This is a genomic window from Bradyrhizobium frederickii (assembly GCF_004570865.1).
In the GTDB taxonomy this organism is placed as follows: Bacteria; Pseudomonadota; Alphaproteobacteria; order Rhizobiales; family Xanthobacteraceae; genus Bradyrhizobium; species Bradyrhizobium frederickii.
This window is the reverse complement of sequence record NZ_SPQS01000010.1, coordinates 183,775-201,502: the sequence shown is the minus strand read 5'-3', so window position 1 is coordinate 201,502 and position 17,728 is coordinate 183,775. Positions and strand designations below refer to the sequence as shown.

17 protein-coding genes are annotated in these 17,728 nt (G+C 64.5%); 7 read left to right on the top strand and 10 right to left on the bottom strand.

The features are described from left to right. Nucleotides 1-470: 470 nt before the first annotated feature. Nucleotides 471-707 (top strand): hypothetical protein, encoded by a 237-nt coding sequence (locus E4K64_RS19380; RefSeq protein WP_135164942.1) that lies wholly within the window; start codon nucleotides 471-473, stop codon nucleotides 705-707. Nucleotides 708-859: 152 nt separating this feature from the next. Here E4K64_RS19380 and rpoD read toward each other — a convergent pair whose 3' ends face one another. Together rpoD and dnaG are read right to left on the bottom strand one after the other, a co-directional pair. Then, nucleotides 860-2,995: an RNA polymerase sigma factor RpoD gene (rpoD, locus tag E4K64_RS19375; protein ID WP_126259148.1), complete on the bottom strand. Its 2,136-nt coding sequence runs from the start codon at nucleotides 2,993-2,995 to the stop codon at nucleotides 860-862. Between the two features lie 377 nt (nucleotides 2,996-3,372). Then, nucleotides 3,373-5,388, bottom strand: coding sequence for a DNA primase (gene dnaG / locus E4K64_RS19370; protein ID WP_135164941.1), 2,016 nt, complete (start codon nucleotides 5,386-5,388; stop codon nucleotides 3,373-3,375). 250 nt (nucleotides 5,389-5,638) lie between these two features. On the opposite strand from dnaG, the gene E4K64_RS19365 reads away from it, so the two are divergent. Next, nucleotides 5,639-6,202: a chlorite dismutase family protein gene (locus E4K64_RS19365; RefSeq protein ID WP_135164940.1), complete on the top strand. Its 564-nt coding sequence runs from the start codon at nucleotides 5,639-5,641 to the stop codon at nucleotides 6,200-6,202. Nucleotides 6,203-6,258: 56 nt separating this feature from the next. On the opposite strand, the gene E4K64_RS19360 is transcribed toward E4K64_RS19365, so the two are convergent. Continuing rightward, nucleotides 6,259-6,657 carry a gamma-glutamylcyclotransferase family protein gene (locus E4K64_RS19360; protein ID WP_135164939.1) on the bottom strand — a complete coding sequence of 133 codons (399 nt, stop codon included), beginning with the start codon at nucleotides 6,655-6,657 and terminating at the stop codon, nucleotides 6,259-6,261. A gap of 75 nt (nucleotides 6,658-6,732) precedes the next feature. On the opposite strand from E4K64_RS19360, the gene E4K64_RS19355 reads away from it, so the two are divergent. Beyond that, nucleotides 6,733-7,548, top strand: coding sequence for an N-formylglutamate amidohydrolase (locus E4K64_RS19355; RefSeq protein ID WP_135164938.1), 816 nt, complete (start codon nucleotides 6,733-6,735; stop codon nucleotides 7,546-7,548). A 3-nt stretch (nucleotides 7,549-7,551) separates the two neighbouring features. Here E4K64_RS19355 and E4K64_RS19350 read toward each other — a convergent pair whose 3' ends face one another. Continuing rightward, nucleotides 7,552-8,172 carry a LysE family translocator gene (locus E4K64_RS19350; protein WP_209311973.1) on the bottom strand — a complete coding sequence of 207 codons (621 nt, stop codon included), beginning with the start codon at nucleotides 8,170-8,172 and terminating at the stop codon, nucleotides 7,552-7,554. Nucleotides 8,173-8,422: 250 nt separating this feature from the next. Beyond that, nucleotides 8,423-9,868, bottom strand: coding sequence for an LVIVD repeat-containing protein (locus tag E4K64_RS19340; RefSeq protein ID WP_135164937.1), 1,446 nt, complete (start codon nucleotides 9,866-9,868; stop codon nucleotides 8,423-8,425). Between the two features lie 116 nt (nucleotides 9,869-9,984). On the opposite strand from E4K64_RS19340, the gene E4K64_RS19335 reads away from it, so the two are divergent. Genes E4K64_RS19335 through E4K64_RS19325 form a run of 3 tightly spaced genes read left to right on the top strand, consistent with a single transcriptional unit; the run spans nucleotide 9,985 to nucleotide 11,271 of the window. Next, nucleotides 9,985-10,299, top strand: coding sequence for an ArsR/SmtB family transcription factor (locus E4K64_RS19335; RefSeq protein WP_135165033.1), 315 nt, complete (start codon nucleotides 9,985-9,987; stop codon nucleotides 10,297-10,299). After that, nucleotides 10,292-10,762 carry an SRPBCC family protein gene (locus tag E4K64_RS19330; RefSeq protein ID WP_135164936.1) on the top strand — a complete coding sequence of 157 codons (471 nt, stop codon included), beginning with the start codon at nucleotides 10,292-10,294 and terminating at the stop codon, nucleotides 10,760-10,762. The genes E4K64_RS19335 and E4K64_RS19330 overlap by 8 nt, the downstream gene beginning before the upstream one ends. After that, nucleotides 10,759-11,271: an SRPBCC family protein gene (locus E4K64_RS19325; RefSeq protein WP_135164935.1), complete on the top strand. Its 513-nt coding sequence runs from the start codon at nucleotides 10,759-10,761 to the stop codon at nucleotides 11,269-11,271. The genes E4K64_RS19330 and E4K64_RS19325 overlap by 4 nt, the downstream gene beginning before the upstream one ends. Nucleotides 11,272-11,416: 145 nt before the next feature. Here the strand turns inward: E4K64_RS19325 and E4K64_RS19320 are convergent, their stop codons facing one another. Beyond that, entirely contained in the window at nucleotides 11,417-12,187 is a 771-nt protein-coding gene (locus E4K64_RS19320) for a DUF2189 domain-containing protein (RefSeq protein ID WP_135164934.1), read from the bottom strand. Nucleotides 12,188-12,431: 244 nt separating this feature from the next. On the opposite strand from E4K64_RS19320, the gene E4K64_RS19315 reads away from it, so the two are divergent. Next, nucleotides 12,432-14,657, top strand: a complete 2,226-nt coding sequence (locus E4K64_RS19315) for an ATP-binding protein (RefSeq protein ID WP_135164933.1) — start codon at nucleotides 12,432-12,434, stop codon at nucleotides 14,655-14,657. Here E4K64_RS19315 and E4K64_RS19310 read toward each other — a convergent pair whose 3' ends face one another. The 4 genes from E4K64_RS19310 to E4K64_RS19295 form a co-directional block, all read right to left on the bottom strand. Beyond that, nucleotides 14,658-15,101 (bottom strand): hypothetical protein, encoded by a 444-nt coding sequence (locus E4K64_RS19310; protein WP_135164932.1) that lies wholly within the window; start codon nucleotides 15,099-15,101, stop codon nucleotides 14,658-14,660. A 2-nt stretch (nucleotides 15,102-15,103) separates the two neighbouring features. Beyond that, nucleotides 15,104-15,472 carry a nuclear transport factor 2 family protein gene (locus E4K64_RS19305; RefSeq protein ID WP_135164931.1) on the bottom strand — a complete coding sequence of 123 codons (369 nt, stop codon included), beginning with the start codon at nucleotides 15,470-15,472 and terminating at the stop codon, nucleotides 15,104-15,106. Between the two features lie 81 nt (nucleotides 15,473-15,553). Further along, on the bottom strand, nucleotides 15,554-16,021 hold the full coding sequence (locus E4K64_RS19300; protein WP_135164930.1) for a MarR family winged helix-turn-helix transcriptional regulator: 468 nt from the start codon (nucleotides 16,019-16,021) through the stop codon (nucleotides 15,554-15,556). 8 nt (nucleotides 16,022-16,029) lie between these two features. Next, nucleotides 16,030-17,640 carry an acyl-CoA synthetase gene (locus E4K64_RS19295; protein WP_135164929.1) on the bottom strand — a complete coding sequence of 537 codons (1,611 nt, stop codon included), beginning with the start codon at nucleotides 17,638-17,640 and terminating at the stop codon, nucleotides 16,030-16,032. Nucleotides 17,641-17,728: the final 88 nt, after the last annotated feature.

Below are 17,728 nucleotides of genomic sequence, written 5' to 3'. Positions count from 1 at the left end.
CGCTTGGCACATTCGATCACGTCATCTGCACGCAAGCGGGAGGACATGCAGGCCAGCGCACCTTCCCGACAACAGCGCGGCCCACACGCGTGCGACGCGAGGACGTGAAGATGAACAAAGTGGTTTGCCAACCCAAACAATTGCTTCGACGTGGCGCAACATCACACATCGGAGCCAACGCATATCTGATGCGCTCGCTGCGACATCGACGCCGCCCCGATTTGCCTTGCCATCGCAGGGCGTCTTCTATAGCCTTCTATTTTAGGTTGTCGCCCCGCCAGCCCCAGGCGACACTGAAGACCCGGGATAAACGGCGGGCCCGGCCCGCCGTTTATTGAGGCGAGCGTTCTTGAGAAGCGTTCATGAGACTGGGGCTTCCGATGCAGCGGGTCCGCGGCCCCCGCTCCGCACAGACCCCGCAGGCGCGCAAAGTCATTTGACTATGGCGCCTCTATCGACGACAAGCCGCCATGGCCAAGAAACCCGGAACCAATCCCAAAGGCGAATTTGCCTTTTTCAACGTCGTCTATGAGGACGATTCCCAACGCTCGAACCGCCGCGTGCCCGCAGAACTGCTCGGCGGCCTCGACGGCGACGAGCCCGCGCGCGGCTTCATCATGGAACAGGACCGCGAGATCGCCGAAAAGAGCGGCCGCCCGGCGCTGGAGATCAAGCGGCTCGAGCGGGTCGGGGTGAAGAAGAAATAGGCCTCCAATCTCCACGTCATTGCGAGCGCAGCGAAGCAATCCAGAATCGCTTCCGCGGAAAGACTCTGGATTGCTTCGCTGCGCTCGCATTGACGACAAGACAAAAACGGCGGGCCAAGGCCCGCCGTTTTGCTTTCGATCGCCGTCTCCAATCAATTGTCCAAGAAGCTCCGCAGCTTCCTTGACCTTGACGGATGCTTCAACTTCCGCAGCGCCTTCGCCTCGATCTGGCGGATACGCTCGCGGGTCACGCTGAACTGCTGGCCGACTTCTTCCAGCGTGTGGTCGGTGTTCATGCCGATGCCGAAGCGCATGCGCAGGACGCGTTCTTCGCGCGGGGTGAGCGAGGCCAGCACGCGCGTGGTGGTCTCGCGCAGGTTGGACTGGATCGCGGCGTCGATCGGCAGGATCGCGTTCTTGTCCTCGATGAAATCGCCGAGATGCGAATCCTCCTCGTCACCGACCGGGGTTTCGAGCGAAAGCGGCTCCTTGGCGATCTTGAGGACCTTGCGGACCTTCTCCAAGGGCATGCCGAGCTTCTCGGCGAGCTCTTCCGGGGTCGGCTCGCGGCCGATCTCGTTGAGCATCTGCCGGCTCGTGCGCACGATCTTGTTGATCGTCTCGATCATGTGCACGGGGATGCGGATGGTGCGGGCCTGGTCGGCGATCGAGCGGGTGATCGCCTGCCTGATCCACCACGTGGCGTAGGTCGAGAACTTGTAGCCGCGGCGGTACTCGAACTTGTCGACCGCCTTCATCAGGCCGATGTTGCCTTCCTGGATCAGGTCGAGGAACTGCAGGCCGCGGTTGGTGTATTTCTTGGCGATCGAGATCACCAGACGGAGGTTGGCTTCCACCATCTCCTTCTTGGCCTGGCGTGCTTCGCGCTCGCCCTTCTGCACGGAGTGCACGATCTTGCGGAACTCGACGATCTCGAGGCCGGTCAGGGCGGCGAGCTGATGCACCTCGTGGCGGAGGTCCTTGATGCGGTCCTTCTCGTGATGGACGAAGTTCTTCCAGCCCTTGGCCGACAGCTTCGAGACGCGGTTCAGCCAGCGCGGATCGAGCTCCGAGCCGGTGTAGTTGCGCAAAAAGTCCTCGCGCGCGACGCCGTGGCTGTCGGCAAGGCGCATCAATCGGCCCTCATGCGAGACGAGGCGCTTGTTGATGTCGTAGAGCTGCTCGACGAGTGAGTCGATACGCGCCTGGTTGAGGCGCAGCGACTTCACCTCGACGATGATCTCGTCCTTCAGCTTCTTGTACTTGCGCTCCTGGTGCGGCGAGAGCGACTCGTTCTGGAGCTGGTTCTGGATGTCCTGCTCCTGAAGCTTGCGCAGCTTCTTGTAGCTGTCGGCGATCTTGTCGAAGATCTCGACCACCTTCGGCTTGAGCTCGGCCTCGATGGCCGCGAGCGACATCTGGTTCTCGAACTCGTCGTCGTCGATGTCGGATTCGGCGGCGGCCTCGGCGGGATCCTTTTCCTCGGCTTCGGCGGCACCTGGCGCAGCGGCGGCACGGAACGGGGTCGGCGCCGGCGGCGCGGCCGGCGGGGCGACATGCGCGGGCGCGGCAACAGAGGCGACATCACCGCCTTCAGCCGTTGCTTCGCCGGCCTCGCCGGTGGGGCCGGCGATCATCGCATTGTTCATGCCGGCCTTGGCGTCGGGGCCGGCATAGGTGGCTTCGAGATCGATGATGTCGCGGAGGAAGATCTTGCCCTCGTTGAGCTCGTCGCGCCAGATGATGATGGCCTGGAAGGTCAGCGGACTTTCGCACAGCCCTGCGATCATCGCCTCGCGGCCGGCCTCGATGCGCTTGGCGATCGCGATTTCGCCTTCGCGGGAGAGCAGCTCGACCGTGCCCATCTCGCGCAGATACATGCGCACGGGATCGTCGGTGCGCTCGCCCGGCTCGCTCTTCTTGACCTCGGTGACGGCCTTCTGAGTGACCTCGACGAGCTCGTTGTCGGTCTCGTCCTCGCCCTCGTCCTTCTCTTCCTCGCCTTCGGTGTCGTCGGCTTCGGTGACGTTGATGCCCATGTCCGAGAGCATCGACATGATGTCCTCGATCTGTTCGGGCGAGGTCTGGTCCGACGGCAAGACTTCATTGAGCTGATCGAAGGTCACGAAGCCGCGCTTCTTGGCCTGCTTGATCATCTTCTTCACGGCGGCGTCGGACAGGTCGAGCAAGGGCGACGGCGCGTCCTGGGAGTCCTTCTCCGGCGCGTCCGCTGCCTTGTCGTCTTTTTCCTTGTCCTTCGCCTGCAGCGTCTTTGCCTTGGTGGCCATCCATTGCTCCTAAACGCGCTTCACGCGAGGCGCTTCGCAGCGCCTGCCTGAATTCACATGAACCTGTTGCTCGACGCTCTCGCTTCGGCAGCTCTCGACACGGAAAGGGCGGCGCACATGTCTCTCGCCACCCCCAACTTTCTCTCGCCGGAATTGCCTAACGCTTCGTCAGCCTCTTTGTCGCAGCGGATGCAGGTGTAGTGCCAACAGCGATTGCGCGGATTCATTCCTGACGCGTCTGTTCTGCCTGCGGCCGCCTAATGGCCAAAGTGCTACAAGACCGTTAAGCCTCGATTAACCCTGTTTTTGCCGCCAAACCTTGGATTTGGCGAGTCTTTTAGCGGTTCCGGCCCCGGCCGTCCGCATGATTCTTTTCATCACATGCTCTTCTGGAACCGACCCGACAGCTCGCCAAAACCCTCGATCAGGGCTTCGGTACCGTCGACTTCGCCTATCCGAGCCTTGACGTCACGCAGCCACGCCAAATTGGCCTCGCTGGGGTCTTCCCCCAAGGCCAGCTCGGCGTCCTTCAGCTCCCTAAGTAGTGAATGCCATTGCCGATGCAAGGCAACCAGCTGATGCCATGTGGCAAGAACGTCGTCCCGCGCCGCGCCCTCGCGCGCGCCCCACACCGCGGCGGTGGTGATGCCGTTCTCAACCCTTTGAAGGACTTGCGAAAATCCACCCTTCGCGAGGTCCGACCGCATTTTCTCGGCCTGCTCCTCGGGGTCGGGCGAATGGTGATGGTCGTTGGCGAAGGCGGCAATGATGCCCGCCCTGAGCTTGTGGGCCTCGGGATGGGCCAGCTCCAGGGCCGCGACCTCCTCGAGGTGGTCGTGCAGCAGCCAGGGGTGGTTGATCAGGCATTGCAGGATCAGGGCCTCCCGGCGGGAGATGGCGCTGCGCTGGCCCTTCATGATCGGGCTCGCCGCCAGCTGGGGGCTGGCCGCCTGGTAGGGGCCTGACGGTAGCGGGGTGGGGGCGAACGCGCCGCGGCCGCCGCCTCTGAAGCCCTGGCCGCCGAATCGATTCGCCGCTCCGCCCCTGGGCTGGAATGGGCGGCCGCCACCGCCTTGGCCTTGGCGGAAATTGCCCCGGCCATTGAAGCCGCCGCGGCCGCCGTCGGGGGCGAAGGTGCGCTGCAGCCGCTCGGCGAACTCGTCGCGGTAATAGCGCCGCACCACCTCGTCGCGGATGCCGTTCGTCAGCTCCTTGATGCGCGCCTCCAGCGCGGCGCGGCGCTCGGGCGTGGCGAAATTGCCGCCTTCAAGCTCGCGCGACCAGATCATGTCGGCAAGCGGGCGGGCAGCTCCAATCACCTCTTCGACCGCGCCGCGCCCGCCGGAGCGCGCGAGATCGTCGGGGTCCTGCCCTTCCGGCAGCAGCGCGAAACGAAGGCTCTTGCCGGGCGCGAGGAATGGCAGCGCAAGATCCGCGGCGCGATAGGCCGCCTTCTGGCCGGCGCGGTCGCCGTCGAAGCAGAGGATCGGCTCGTCCGCCATCTTCCAGAGCAGCCCGAGCTGGCTCTCGGTGAGCGCGGTACCGAGCGGCGCGACGCTGCCGGCAAAACCCGCGGTGACCATGGCGATGACGTCGACATAGCCTTCGACCACGATCAGCGGCGCGCCATCATGCGTGGCTTTGCGCGCGGTCTGGTGGTTGTAGAGATTGTCGCCCTTGTGGAAGAGCGGCGTCTCCGGCGAGTTCAGGTATTTTGCGGGAACGTCCTTCTCCAGCGCGCGTCCGCCGAAGGCGATGACGCGGCCGCGGAGATCCGTGATCGGAAACATCACGCGATCGCGGAAGCGGTCATAAGGCACGGGAATGTCGTTGCCGGCCACGAGCAGGCCGGTCTCAACCATGTCGTCGACGGAGACGCCGAGCTTGCCGAGGTGCTCCTTCAACGCGAAGCGATCGGGCGAGGCATAGCCGAGGCGGAACTGCAATTGCGTCGCCGGCGAGATGGCACGATCGGCGAGATAGCCGCGCGCCTTGGCACCCAAGCGCGAGGCCAGCGTCTCCGCGAAATAGGTCGCGGCGAGGTCCATGACGTCATGCAGCGTGCGGCGGCGCTGCTCCTGCCGGGCCGCATCCGGCGTCACCGCCGGCAGCGCCAGGCCGGCCATGCCGGCGAGCCGCTCCACAGCCTCCGCGAACGGCAGGCCGTCGGTCTCCATCACGAAGCTGATGATGTCGCCGTGCTTGCCGGAGGAGAAGTCGTGGTAAAAACCCTTCTGGTCGTTGACGTAGAAGGACGGCGTCTTCTCCTGCTGGAACGGCGACAGCCCCTTCCACTCCCGCCCCGCCTTCTTCAGCTTCACGCGCTTGCCCACGACTTCGGAGACCGAAAGCCGGGCACGAAGCTCGTCGAGGAATTGAGGCGTGAAGCGCATGGTGTGTGTCTAGCGCAATCCAAAGGCAATCCAAAGTGAGTCGGGCTGGGATTAGGGATATAGGTGCGGCGAACCGAAAAGTTAGGTTTGTCAGGATTATGCGCGCTGTTCACAGCCTGCCTTCCTTCGGTCATTCCGGGGCGCCCGCAGGGCGAACCCGGAATCTCGAGATTCCGGGTTCGATGCTACGCATCGCCCCGGAATGACGGGAAAAGCTTGAACCCGGCCTGGTTCCACGCTTCCATGGGGCATGTTCAGGACCTTTCGAGGCGGCCAGAGCGGGGGCTGGCGTGTGACCTCGATTGCACCGGTTACGGGCGAGCCCCTGCCCTTCGTCCCAGCGCTGTCGGTGACCGACAGCGAGGCCGTGTCGTTGCCGCTGGTGCCCTCGCGCAATGCGTGGCGGCTGGTCGGCGTTGCCAGCAGCCTGCGCTACACCGAGCGGGCCGAGAAGGAGAAGCTCGTCGCCGTGCAGGCCGGCCTCGGCCGGATGGAAGCGACCTCCGCGGCGCTGATCCCGATCCGCAAGTCGCAGGCCTGGTGGGAGCTGACGCAGGAGGAGCGGCGCAAGATCTTCGAGGACAGATCGCAGCATATCGCGAACAGCCTTCGTTTTCTGCCCGCGATTGCGCGCCAGCTCTATCATTGCCGCGACCTCGGCGAGCCCTTCGATTTCCTCACCTGGTTCGAATTCGCGCCGGCGCATGCCCCGCTGTTCGAGGAGCTGGTCGGGATATTGCGGCGGACCGAGGAGTGGGCGTACGTCGAGCGCGAGGTCGACGTACGCGTGGTGAAGGAAGTGCTGTCGGCCTAGAGCATGATCCGGAAAAGTGCGCAGCGGTTTTCCGATAAGATCATGCTCGAAGATATCTAGTGCTGCAGGAAACGCCCGGACTCGATGCGGGGCAGACCGGTGACGGGCCAGTTGTAGACATAGGTCCAGGCCTTCTCCGCGGTGCCGTCGGGCAAGGTCACGTCGACCAGCTGGCGCAGATATTCGGTCGGCTCGGGAAAGCCTTCGCCGCAGGCTTCGTACATGTCGAGCTCGCGCAGCAACTCGTCCGGCACGCGCATCCGAAAGAGCTCGCCATGGACGAGCTCGGAGGCCGCCTCCGACAGCAGCAGGCCCGGATAATGCTTCACCAGAACGAGCCGGCCCCGGCAGGTCGCTTCACCCAGAAAATCCGCGTGTCCCGCCAGCAGACGCGCCATCGGATGGTCGAAACCGCGCATCAGGGTGCCGTAGACGAAGAGGCGATCGGAGGTCATGCTGTTCTAACGTTGCGATGTCGGGGCAATATCGTTACTCGGTTTACACACGTAATCGTTTCATAGGCAATCAGGATGGACCTGCATACGGCCGAGGCAACCGATCAACTGCTCGGCGAGGGCGACATTCCGCCCGTGCATGAGGTGAATGCGCGGGGGACGTCGCCTTTCCTGCTCACCTCGGATCATTACGGACGGGTGCTACCGCGTGCGCTTGGCGACCTCGGCGTCGCCGAGGCCGAGCTGACGCGGCACATCGCCCGGGACATCGGCATTGCCGGCGTCGCCGAGCACCTCGCGGCGCTGCTGGATGCCCATCTGATCGCGCAGCGCTATTCGCGGCTCGTGATCGACTGCAACCGCCCGCCCGAAGCGGCAAGCTCGATTCCCGTCATCTCCGAAGCAACCGCGATCCCGCGCAACGACGGCATTTCGGATGAGGAGCGTGCGGCGCGGCGGCGCGAGATCTTCGAGCCCTACCATCGTCGCATCGATGCTGTGATCAATCACCGCCTGCGCGCCGGTCGGCCGACCGTGCTGGTGTCGCTGCACAGCTTCACGCCCGTCTATGCCGGCGTCGCGCGGCCCTGGCACATCGGCGCGCTCTACAATCGCGACACCGTGCTGCCGCAGCTGCTGCTGAAGCATCTGCGCGCGGCCGGCGACCTCGTCGTCGGCGACAACGAGCCTTATGCGGTCAGCGACCTCACCGACTACACCATCCCCGTGCACGGCGAAGGGCGCGGCCTCGTCAACACCGGCATCGAGATCCGGCAGGACCTGATCGCGGACCAGTCCGGCCAGCAGCAATGGGCCGAACGGCTGGCAGGGATACTGGCAGGGATCCTTGGCGAGATCGCGGTCGAGCTGACCCCGGAGCGGCTGGTGTAGGGCTCACTTCGCCCGCGTCAGCGCCAGCCAGATGCCGCCGCCGATCATGAAGCCGCCGGAGATGCGCGACATCATCCGCGTGCGGCGCGCCGAGAAGAACTTTCGCGCGCGGCCGGCGGCGATGGCGTAGAGCGCGTCCGTCATCACGGCGGTGACCATGAAGGTGGCGCCCAGCAGCGCGACTTGCGGAAAGTGCGGCTGGTTCATGTCCATGAATTGCGGGATGAAGGCGCCGAAGAACACCAGCACCTTCGGGTTCGACAGCAGCACCAGAAACCCTTGCAGGAAGAAGCCGCCGCGCGGCGGCGGAGGCGGCGCGTCGACATCGACGCCTTCGACCGGCGCCCAGATCAGCTTGATGCCGAGCCAGACCAGATAGGCGGCGCCGGCAAAGCGCACCCAGTCGAACCAATAGCCCATGGTCGCCATCAGCGATGTCAGGCCGACCGCGACGATGCCGATGACGATGGCGAGTCCGGCTTGCGCACCGGCGACGTTGGTGAGCGCGGCACGCGTGCCGTGGCGCAGGCCGTTGGCGATGACGAGGGTCACGATCGGCCCCGGCAGCAGCGCCAGCGCAATGCAGGCGGCGACGAAGGCGAGATAGGCTTGCATGGACATCATGGGAGGGACTCGGCTGAAAGCGGTTGGGGACATTAATGCATGCGAAAGGCGGAAACGGAAGCCGGATGAGCGCAACGTCTGCGTCCGACAGCCGGTGTCATACCCGCGAAGGCGGGTATCCAGTACGCCGCGGCCTTTCCGTATTTCACGACCGCCGCGGCGTACTGGATCACCCGCTTTCGCGGGTGATGACAGCGGAGAATGAGGGGAGATCGTGGGCACCCGCGCCGCATCGTCACGCGCCGCATCGTCAGTTCTTCGGCAGGCCGGCGACCGTGCGCGCGGGACCGGTCAGATCGAGGATGTGCAGGCCGGTATTGGCGCGGTCGACGATGTAGATGTAGCCGCGGTCGTCTGTCTCGACATTGTTGGTCTGGATCGCGACCTTGCAGCGCTCGCCGCCTTCGATGGGAATACAGCGCTTGTCGGTCGCAGCGGTGATCGACGGAATGAAATAGCCGACTTCCCTGGGATGATAGGGATCGCGGATGTCGAGCGCGCGCACGCCGGCATTGAAGAAGGCGATGAAGGCCAGCTTCTTGTGATAGACCGGCGCCATGCTCTCGTTCGAGGAATGCGCGCCGAACCGGCCGCCGCGCTGGCAGAACTGCCCGCTCGCCTCCGGCACGGTGTAGCTCGAGATCATCATCGGACGCGTCTCGGTGGTGACGTCGGCGAACCACACCATCTGCCGCGCCTCGCCGCATTCATTGAGGATCGCTTCATTCACGATCATGACGATGTCGCGGGTCTTGCCGTCCTTGTCCTCAGAAAATTCCGCGATCGGCATGTCAAGCATCGGAAACGTGGTGTGCGCGCCGTTGAAGGCGGACATCGGCAGCCGCGCAATCTCGGGATAGCGCAAATTGTCGGGCGTCGGCTCCTTTGCCCCGCTCAGGAGCTTGTCGCGGTCGACAATCTGCAAGATGCCGCCCTTGTTGGTGCCGTAGCCGAAATAGACGCGGTTGCCTTTGGGCCCGGTCGAGATCGGCCCGTGCAGCTCGGTCGGCACCGCGCCGGTCGAACCGGGCTCCTGACCCGGCAGACCAAAGTCGCGAATCTTCTGCGGACGCGCGGGATCGGAGAGATCGTAAACTTGCGTCATGCGCCGCGTGCGCCAGTCCGGCGCTCCCGAGACGAGATAGGCAATGCCGGTGTCGCATTCCCACCAGCTCTTGTGCGTGTCCTTCAAGCCGCCGATGCGCGTGATGAGCACCGGGCTGGCGGGGTCGGTGACGTTCCAGATCTCATGCGCCTCGTTGCCGAAGGTCCTAAGCATGTAGACTGCATTGGGATCGCCCTTCGGCAACGCCTTGCCGTCGCAGACCCGCACCATTTGCGCGCCGCCGGAATCGTACTTGCCCTCCTGCCCCGGCAGATGGCGCAGATATTTCGGACGCGCGGGATCGGTGACGTCGACAATGGACGTTCCGTTCGGCTCGGCCTTGCCCGTCATCGGATTGACGGGCGCGGGCACGTCGTCGGTGCCGCCGTGATGGCCGATATAGGCGATCCAGCGATCGCCCTGGTGATGGATGGTCGGTTGATAGGCGCTGCGGGCCTGCAGGTCATTGTAGCCGACGAGCTTCATGTTGGACGCTTCAGGCGGCGCGCCGACGGTTTGCCTCTGGGCGTGGACCGCGGTGCTGCAAGCGAAGAGGACGACGGCGGCAGCAGTCAGAACGCAACGGAACATCAATGTCCTCCCGGAACCAATCTGTGCTGGCTGAGATGAAAAGCTAGCACGGCCGATTGCGCGCGCCAAAAACATCATCTTGACATGCAACCATTTGGTTGCCTATTATCATTGCCATGGATGAGGTCTTCAAAGCGCTCGCCGACGCATCGCGACGCTCGCTGTTGGACCGGCTTCACGCCAGGAACGGCCAGACGCTGAACCAGCTCTGCGAGGGCCTTGCGATGACGCGGCAGGCCGTGACCAAGCACCTTGCGATTCTGGAGGAGGCCAATCTCGTCACGACCATCAGGCATGGCCGCGAGAAGCTGCACTACCTCAACCCGGTGCCGATCCATCAGATCGGCGAACGCTGGATCAAGAAATTCGAGCGCGGCAAGCTCGCCGCGCTCGGCGAGTTGAAACGTCAGTTGGAGAAGCGCGATGAGTAAGCCGCAATTCGTCTACGTGATCTATATCGAGACCACGCCGGACAAGCTGTGGGAGGCGCTGACGTCAAGCGAGTTCACCCGGCAATACTGGTTCGGCGCCGAGGTTCGCTCGGACTGGAAGGTCGGTTCGCCCTTCGCGCTTCTGCTCGACGGTGAGGTCACCGATTCCGGCGAGATCCTGGAATCCGATCCGCCGCGGCGATTGTCCTACAGTTTCAAGCACCACAAATTCGAGGAGCTGCGCAACGAGCCGATCTCGCGCGTCGTCTTCACGATCGAACCGTTCGGCTCGCTCGTGCGTTTGACCGTGCTGCATGACGGCTTCGTCGAAGGCGGCAAATATCTCGGCGCCGTCTCCAACGGCTGGCCGGCGATCCTGTCCGCGCTCAAGAGCCTGCTGGAGAGAGGAAAAATTCTCGACATCCCGCGCGCGGCGCTCAACAAGGGATTTGACGCAAAATGAATATCGATCAATTCAAGCCGCTGACCGTCTACACCATCTACATCGCCTCGACGCCCGAGAAGGTGTGGGAGGCGCTGACCTCGGCGGAGTTCAGCCGAAAATATTTCTCCGGCTTTGCGGTGGAGATGGAGCCGAAGCTCGGCGGCAGTTTCATCGTGCGCGCACCCGACGGCTCCGAGCACATCTCCGGCGAAGTGTTCGAATACGATCCGCCGAGGAAGCTCACGGTGAGCTGGAACGTCAATTGGCCCGACCTCGTCGACAAGCTCGGCTCCACGCTCGTCACCTACGAGATCGAGACAGCCGGCGAAGCCGTCCGTCTCACGATGAGCGAACGCCACGACCGCGAGCTCAGCGACGACATCCTTTCCGGCGGCCGCACCGGCTGGCCCGCGATCCTTTCCGGATTGAAGAGCCTGCTGGAGACAGGCAAGGCGCCGCAAATCAAGATGTCCCCGCCCGTGAAGATGCTGGAAGCGCTGAAGGCGATGGGGATCAAGACGCCGTAGGCGTTCGTCGTTGCAGCGAAACTATCGTAGGGGGGCAAAGGCGCACTTGCGCCGTGCCCACGACCAACCCAACATCGCAACAGATGCGTCGGCACGCTCCGCTTTGCCCACCCTATGCACTGCCCCAAGGGACGAAGGCGGCGAGCTACAACGGCGCCACCAGCCGCCGGTAGAGATGCCAGGTCGCATGCCCAAGCACCGGCAGGGTCACGATCAGTCCGAGAAAGTAGGGCAGCGCCGAGACGATCAGCAGCATCACGATCACGGCGGCCCACGAGATCATCGGCAGCGGGCTCGTCACCACAGCGCGCACGCTCGTCACCATCGCCGTGACGAAATCGACCTCGCGGTCGAGCAGCAGCGGAAACGACACCACGGTCAGCGAGAACAGGATCAGCGACAGCACGGCACCGACCGCATTGCCGATGCCGAGGAACAGCAGGCCCTCGTTGGTCGTCAGCACCACAGTCATGAATTCCTGAAGGCTCGAGAACGAGGCGTGCAGGCCGAGCAGGAGCGCGATCAGGAGCCGCACCTGGTACATCCAGACCACGAACACGAACAGCGTAACGAACGCCATCCAGCCGATCTCGCTGCGCGAGCGCACGGCCGACCAGATCGCGCCGAAGGAAACCGGCTCGCCACGCTCGCGGCGGCGGCTGACCTCGTAGAGGCCGATCGCCACGAACGGTCCGATCAGCGCGAAGCCTGCCGCCAGGGGATAGACCAGATAGACCATGCCGAAGGCGGTGAGGCACAGCATGATGGCAATGCCGCCGGCGGCGTAAAGCGCGCCGAAGCACAGTCCGTAAAGCGGCAGTGCCTGGAAATCACGCAGCCCCTCGACCAGCGCCTCGGCGATGTCGGTCGCCGCGACGGGACGCACCACCGGATCGACCTTGCCTGAGATGGACATCAGCATCCTCCACAGATCGGCGCGATCTTTCGTCGCGCGCGGGTTGAGCGCGATACTAGCGCCGCCGCGCGCAGGCGCAACTTAATGCGGGCCGGTGCGACGAGCAGCGGCGACGCAACAATGCTCGCGATGCGAAATCCTGGCCTTTGGTGCGATTTTCGCGCTGAGGCTATGGACGGGGCGGTTGATCGTGCCGCAAATTGTACCTCCGAGCACCCTCGCCCGAGAGCGGACCGTCCCACCGATGAGCCTGCGTACCCGGTTACTGATTCTCGTCATCGCGGCCATGCTCGTACCGGCGATTCTGGTCGGCCTGCGCTTCATGCAGAACCGGGCCAGCGAGATCGACGCGGCGCTTGCCAATCTGGCCGCATCCGCCGACGACATCGCGGCCGATCTGGGCGAGAAGATCCAGGGCACCGCCCAGCTCCACTACGGGCTCGCCCGTGCCCGCGATCTCGACACGCGCGACAAGACGGCGTGCTCGGCGTTTCTGGCGGATGTCCGCGAGGAATATCCGCAGTTCACGGGTATCCTGACCATCGATCCCGACGGCAGACTGTTCTGCGACTCGCTGCGGACCAACCGCGCGCTCGACCTGAACGACCGCGGCTATTTCAAAGAGGTCAAGAATCTTCAAGGCAAAGTCGCGGTAGAGCCGGTGTTCGGCCGCCTCACCGGATTGTCGGTGCTCCAAATCGCCTATCCCGTGCGATCAGAGGCGGGCGCGCTGAAGTTCGTGCTGCTCGCGTCCTTCAACCTGAACAAATTCGCGGAATTTCATGACAAGCGGCTGCTCGCCGAAAAGGACATTCTCTTCGTCGACGCCAAGGGAGCGGTCCTGGTCGCCCCCAAGGGCGGCTGGAGCGAGCCCGTCGGCGGATCCATTGCGGGCTCCGACCTGTTCCGCTTCGCGGCAGCGCCCGATGGCGCGCCATTTCGGGAGGTCACCGATCGCGGGGGCCACACGCAGATCTGGGGCGTTGCCCGCTCGCCCTTGATCCGCAAGGCCGGCCTCTACATCCTGGTCGGACGTTCCAAGAACGGGCTGGTCGCGGCGGCAAACCGCCGGCTCTACGAGGACATGGCGATTCTCGCGGTGGCCTCACTGCTGCTCCTGGCCGGCCTGTGGATCCTCACCACCGTGAGCATCGGGCGCCAGGTCGGGCGGCTCGCCGTCATGGCGAAAAGACTCGGGCGCGGCGATCTCAGCGCACGAATTCCGCCGCCCCATCCGCGCGGCGAGCTCGGCGGATTGATGACCCTGCTCAACGGCACGGCCGAGTCGCTCGAGCAGCAACGCGCCGCCATCGCCGACCTCAGCCACAAGCTCAGCCAGTCCCAGAAGATGGAAGCCATGGGCCAGCTCACCGGCGGCGTGGCGCATGACTTCAACAATCTGTTGACCGTCATCCTCGGCAATTCGGAGCATCTCGCCGACAGCCTGGCGACCAACAGGGAATTGCAGCGGATCGCCAGCGACATAGCGACCGCCGCCGAGCGCGGCTCCGACCTGACACGCAGCCTGCTCGCCTTCGCGCGCAAGCAGCCGCTCCGGCCAAGAGAGGTCAACATCGCCGAAAAGATCCTGGGCATGGAGCAGCTGCTGCGCAGGACCCTGGGCGAGCACATCGAGTGCAACTTCACGTTCGCGCCGGGTTTATGGCTGGCCAGCGTCGATCCCGGCCAATTGGCAACCGCCGTTCTCAACCTCGTGCTCAACGCGCGCGACGCGATGCCGGAAGGCGGCAGGCTGACGGTCGAGGTCCGCAACGCATCGCTCGGCCAATCGGACCTCGACGTCAACGGCGAGCCGCGGCCCGGCGACTACGTCATGGTGGCTGTCACGGATACCGGCAGCGGCATGAGCTACGAAGTGGCGACCCGCGCGTTCGAGCCGTTCTTCACGACCAAGGAGGTCGGCAAGGGGACCGGCCTCGGCCTGAGCATGGTCTACGGGTTCGCACAACAATCCGGCGGACTCGTGCAGATGCAGTCGGAGCCGGGACAAGGCAGTGTCGTCAGGCTGTTCTTTCCCCGTCTCGCAGCACCGCCGAGCGAAGATCCGCCGCCCGCGGAGCGGACCGTCACGCAGGCGGACCACGAAACCATTCTCCTCGTCGAAGACGACGACATGGTGCGCGCCTATGTGGAGAACGAGTTGAAGGCGCTCGGCTACCGCGTCATCACGGCGTCGAATGGGCCCGCAGCGCTGGAATTGCTGCACCAGAGCAGAGACATCCAGTTGCTGTTAACCGACGTCGTGATGCCCGGCGGCATGTTCGGGCCCGAGCTCGCAAGACAAGCCGTGGCGCTGCGGCCCGATCTCAAGGTGCTCTTCACCTCAGGCTACAGCCAGGATCCCGTCAAGACGCCGGACGGGATCAACGCCCGCATTCTGACCAAGCCGTTCCGAAGGCAGGATCTTGCCGCGATGCTGCGGTCCGCCCTGGCAGCGCCGCCGCGATAGTTAGAAGCGCGATGTGAGCAGAAGCGCCACTGCGAGATTGGCCGCGAACAGACCCGCGTCGATGACGAAGATCCGCAGCATCGGGCCCTTCAGCACCGGCCAGTAGGCGACCCCGACCCGGCCGCCGCGCATCAGCACCGGAAGATTGTAGGCGAACTGGCTGAAATGGCAGGCGGCGAAGAACAGGAACAGCGCGAGCTGGGCTTCGACCGGCTGGAAGAAAGCCGGACGGGCGGCCAGCAGATAGAGCGACAGCAGCCCGATTGGCAGATTCATGCCGCCGAGGAACGCGACGCTGGCGGCCAGGGTCGGCGCGATCGGATTGCTGCGCTCTTCCCGCGGCAGCAATATCTTCAGCGTGTTGGTTTGCGCGATGCTGAACTGGATGAAGGCGCCGACGAACCAGAGCGTGTTGAGGAGCAGGACGATATCCGAAAGACGCATGGTCATTTTCCGTAGAAGGCTTCGCTGCGGACGACGCGGCCGGCATCGTCGAAATCCATGAACTCGCTGGCGCGGGTGTCGCCAAGCTGCCACCACACCGTCAGCCGCGCGATCGTATCGTCCCAGCTCCAGCTCAATATCTTCAGGTCCGCGCTTTCGATGTGACCATAGGCCTTCTGCCAATAGGCGCGGATGTTCTCGTCCCCCGCTACGACCGGAGAGCCGGTCAGCGTCAACGCCAGAGGACTGCGCATCTGCGCATCGGCGGCAAAATGCGCGACGACGGCGTCGATATCGACCTTGCGCCAGCTCGCGCACCATGCCGCAACGAAGGGCTCGGCGGCCGCGCGATTCATCGTCTGTCCGCCCATGAGACGGCCCTCCCCTCGCTCGTTGGCCAGGAAAGTGGCAAAGTCGGCTCCTCATGTCAACTACGTTGACTTGAGAAACTGTCAGTTGTTGTCGGCGATCGCCTCCATGACGGCCATCCAGGCCGCGGCCCCAGGCGCCCCGACGCGATCGAACGCCTCGCGCATGACCTTGCGCTCGTGGTCCGAGGCCCGTTGCTCGATGCGCTGCCCGGCGCCCGTCAGGCGCAACAGCTTCGAGCGATGCTGCTCGGGCGAGCGTTTCGACGTCACGAGCTTGCGCTCCAGCAGCAGATTGAGCGGCCGGTTCAACGCCTGTTTGGATATGCCGAGGACCTCGATCAGCGCGCCGATCGCGATATCGGGCCGGCGCGCCACCACGTAGAGGATGCGATGGTGCGGCCGCGACAGGCCCTGCTTGGCAAGATATGCGTCGGCCTCCAGCGTCATCCCGCGCCAGCCGTAGTACATGAGCTCGAGCGCCGTATCCAGATCGTGCAGCTTGTCGGGCGAGGCGCGGTGAAGTCCCGCGGCTTGAGGCGCCTTTGCCATGGTGAACGTCAGCCCTTGGCCCGCAGCTCGCGCCGCAGCACCTTGCCGGTGGCCGTCATCGGCAGCGTCGCGGCGAATTCGACGAAGCGCGGGTATTCGTGCGCGGCGAGCTGCACCTTGACGAACTCCTGGATTTCGCGGGCGAGCGCGTCGGTGCCGGTAAAGCCGGGACGCAGCACGATCCACGCCTTGATCGATTCGGTACGGATCGGATCGGGGATGCCCACGACCGCGGCCATTGCCACCGAGGGATGCTTCATCAGCGTGTGCTCGATCTCGGACGGACCGACGCGATAGCCGGCGGTGGTGATGACGTCGTCCTCGCGGCTGACATACCAGAAATAGCCGTCCTCGTCCTGCACGCCGAGATCGCCGGTGAGCAGGAACGCGCCGGCATATTTCTTCGCCGTCGCCTCCGGATTGCGCCAATATTCGAGCATGGTGACGGGGCACGGCTGGCGCACGCCGATGATGCCGCGCTCGCCGCGCGGCAATTCCTCGCCCTTGTCGTTGACGATGCGGACGTCGAAACCCGGCGTCGCCTTGCCCATCGAACCCGGGCGGATCGGAAACAGGTTGGCGTTGCTGCCGATCACGAGATTGCACTCGGTCTGGCCGAACACCTCGTGCGCATCGATGCCGAAAGTCTCGCGCACCCAGCCGAGCAGCTCGCCGCCGAGCGATTCCCCGCCGGTGAAGATGCTGCGCAGCTTGACGCCCGTATGCTTCACGCCGGCCTGCCGCATCAGCTTCAGCGCGGTCGGCGGCAGGAAGACGTTGCGGACGCCGAGGTCGGCCATCATCTGCATCGCCGCCTGCGGCTCGAACTTGCGCGCACGATAGCCGACCAGGGGGATGCCGTGATACCAGAACGCGAGCAGACCGTTGATGAGGCCGCCGATCCAGGCCCAATCCGCCGGCGTCCACATGAGATCGCCGGGCCTGGGCAGGAAGTTGTGGCACATCTCGACGTTGGGCAGATGGCCGAGCACGACGCGGTGCGCATGCAGCGCACCCTTGGGGTTTCCCGTGGTGCCCGAGGTGTAGATGATCAGCGCGGGGTCATCGCACGAGGTGTCGACCCCGGCGTAGTCGGGTGATGCGGCCTTCACTGCATCCCAGAACGATGTCGTGCCCGCGGGTGCACGTGTGCCGACGATATAGACATTCTTCAGCTCCGGCAGGCGATCGCGGATCTTCGCAAGCTTCTCCCAGCCGCCCTCGTCGGTAACGATGGCCTTGGCCTCGGAGTTGGACAGGCGAAACTCCAGCGCGTCCTCGCCGAACAGCGCGAACAGCGGGATCGAGATCAGGCCGGAGCGGAACGCCGCCATATGCGCGATCGGCAATTCCAGCGATTGCGACAGGAACACCGCGACGCGGTCGCCGCGCGCCAGCCCGTCCGCCTTCAGCACATTGGCAAAGCGGCGCGACATCTCGGCGACCTCGTCGAAGGAGGTGCGGCTGGTCACGCCGTTCTCGTCGAGATAAATCAGCGCGAGCCGGCCGGTGCCGTCGGCATGGCGATCGCAGCACGCCTGCGCCATGTTGAAGCGCGCCGGGATGTCCCAGCGGAAGTAGCGGACGAGTTCGTCATAGGTTGCGGCTTCGGTCAGCATGGGCTCGGTCGTTTCCGCGCTCTCGCGTCATGGCCGGACTTGTTCCGGCCATCCACGTTCTTCTCGGGACCAGTCTAAGGCCGTGGAT

Excerpts from the sequence above, each read along its gene's own strand:
- E4K64_RS19380 (WP_135164942.1), top strand. The coding sequence starts at position 471 with ATGGCCAAGAAACCCGGAACCAATCCCAAAGGCGAATTTGCCTTTTTC.
- rpoD (WP_126259148.1), bottom strand. The coding sequence starts at position 2,995 with ATGGCCACCAAGGCAAAGACGCTGCAGGCGAAGGACAAGGAAAAAGAC.
- dnaG (WP_135164941.1), bottom strand. The coding sequence starts at position 5,388 with ATGCGCTTCACGCCTCAATTCCTCGACGAGCTTCGTGCCCGGCTTTCG.
- E4K64_RS19365 (WP_135164940.1), top strand. The coding sequence starts at position 5,639 with ATGTTCAGGACCTTTCGAGGCGGCCAGAGCGGGGGCTGGCGTGTGACC.
- E4K64_RS19360 (WP_135164939.1), bottom strand. The coding sequence starts at position 6,657 with ATGACCTCCGATCGCCTCTTCGTCTACGGCACCCTGATGCGCGGTTTC.
- E4K64_RS19355 (WP_135164938.1), top strand. The coding sequence starts at position 6,733 with ATGGACCTGCATACGGCCGAGGCAACCGATCAACTGCTCGGCGAGGGC.
- E4K64_RS19350 (WP_209311973.1), bottom strand. The coding sequence starts at position 8,172 with ATGATGTCCATGCAAGCCTATCTCGCCTTCGTCGCCGCCTGCATTGCG.
- E4K64_RS19340 (WP_135164937.1), bottom strand. The coding sequence starts at position 9,868 with ATGTTCCGTTGCGTTCTGACTGCTGCCGCCGTCGTCCTCTTCGCTTGC.
- E4K64_RS19335 (WP_135165033.1), top strand. The coding sequence starts at position 9,985 with ATGGATGAGGTCTTCAAAGCGCTCGCCGACGCATCGCGACGCTCGCTG.
- E4K64_RS19330 (WP_135164936.1), top strand. The coding sequence starts at position 10,292 with ATGAGTAAGCCGCAATTCGTCTACGTGATCTATATCGAGACCACGCCG.
- E4K64_RS19325 (WP_135164935.1), top strand. The coding sequence starts at position 10,759 with ATGAATATCGATCAATTCAAGCCGCTGACCGTCTACACCATCTACATC.
- E4K64_RS19320 (WP_135164934.1), bottom strand. The coding sequence starts at position 12,187 with ATGTCCATCTCAGGCAAGGTCGATCCGGTGGTGCGTCCCGTCGCGGCG.
- E4K64_RS19315 (WP_135164933.1), top strand. The coding sequence starts at position 12,432 with ATGAGCCTGCGTACCCGGTTACTGATTCTCGTCATCGCGGCCATGCTC.
- E4K64_RS19310 (WP_135164932.1), bottom strand. The coding sequence starts at position 15,101 with ATGCGTCTTTCGGATATCGTCCTGCTCCTCAACACGCTCTGGTTCGTC.
- E4K64_RS19305 (WP_135164931.1), bottom strand. The coding sequence starts at position 15,472 with ATGGGCGGACAGACGATGAATCGCGCGGCCGCCGAGCCCTTCGTTGCG.
- E4K64_RS19300 (WP_135164930.1), bottom strand. The coding sequence starts at position 16,021 with ATGGCAAAGGCGCCTCAAGCCGCGGGACTTCACCGCGCCTCGCCCGAC.
- E4K64_RS19295 (WP_135164929.1), bottom strand. The coding sequence starts at position 17,640 with ATGCTGACCGAAGCCGCAACCTATGACGAACTCGTCCGCTACTTCCGC.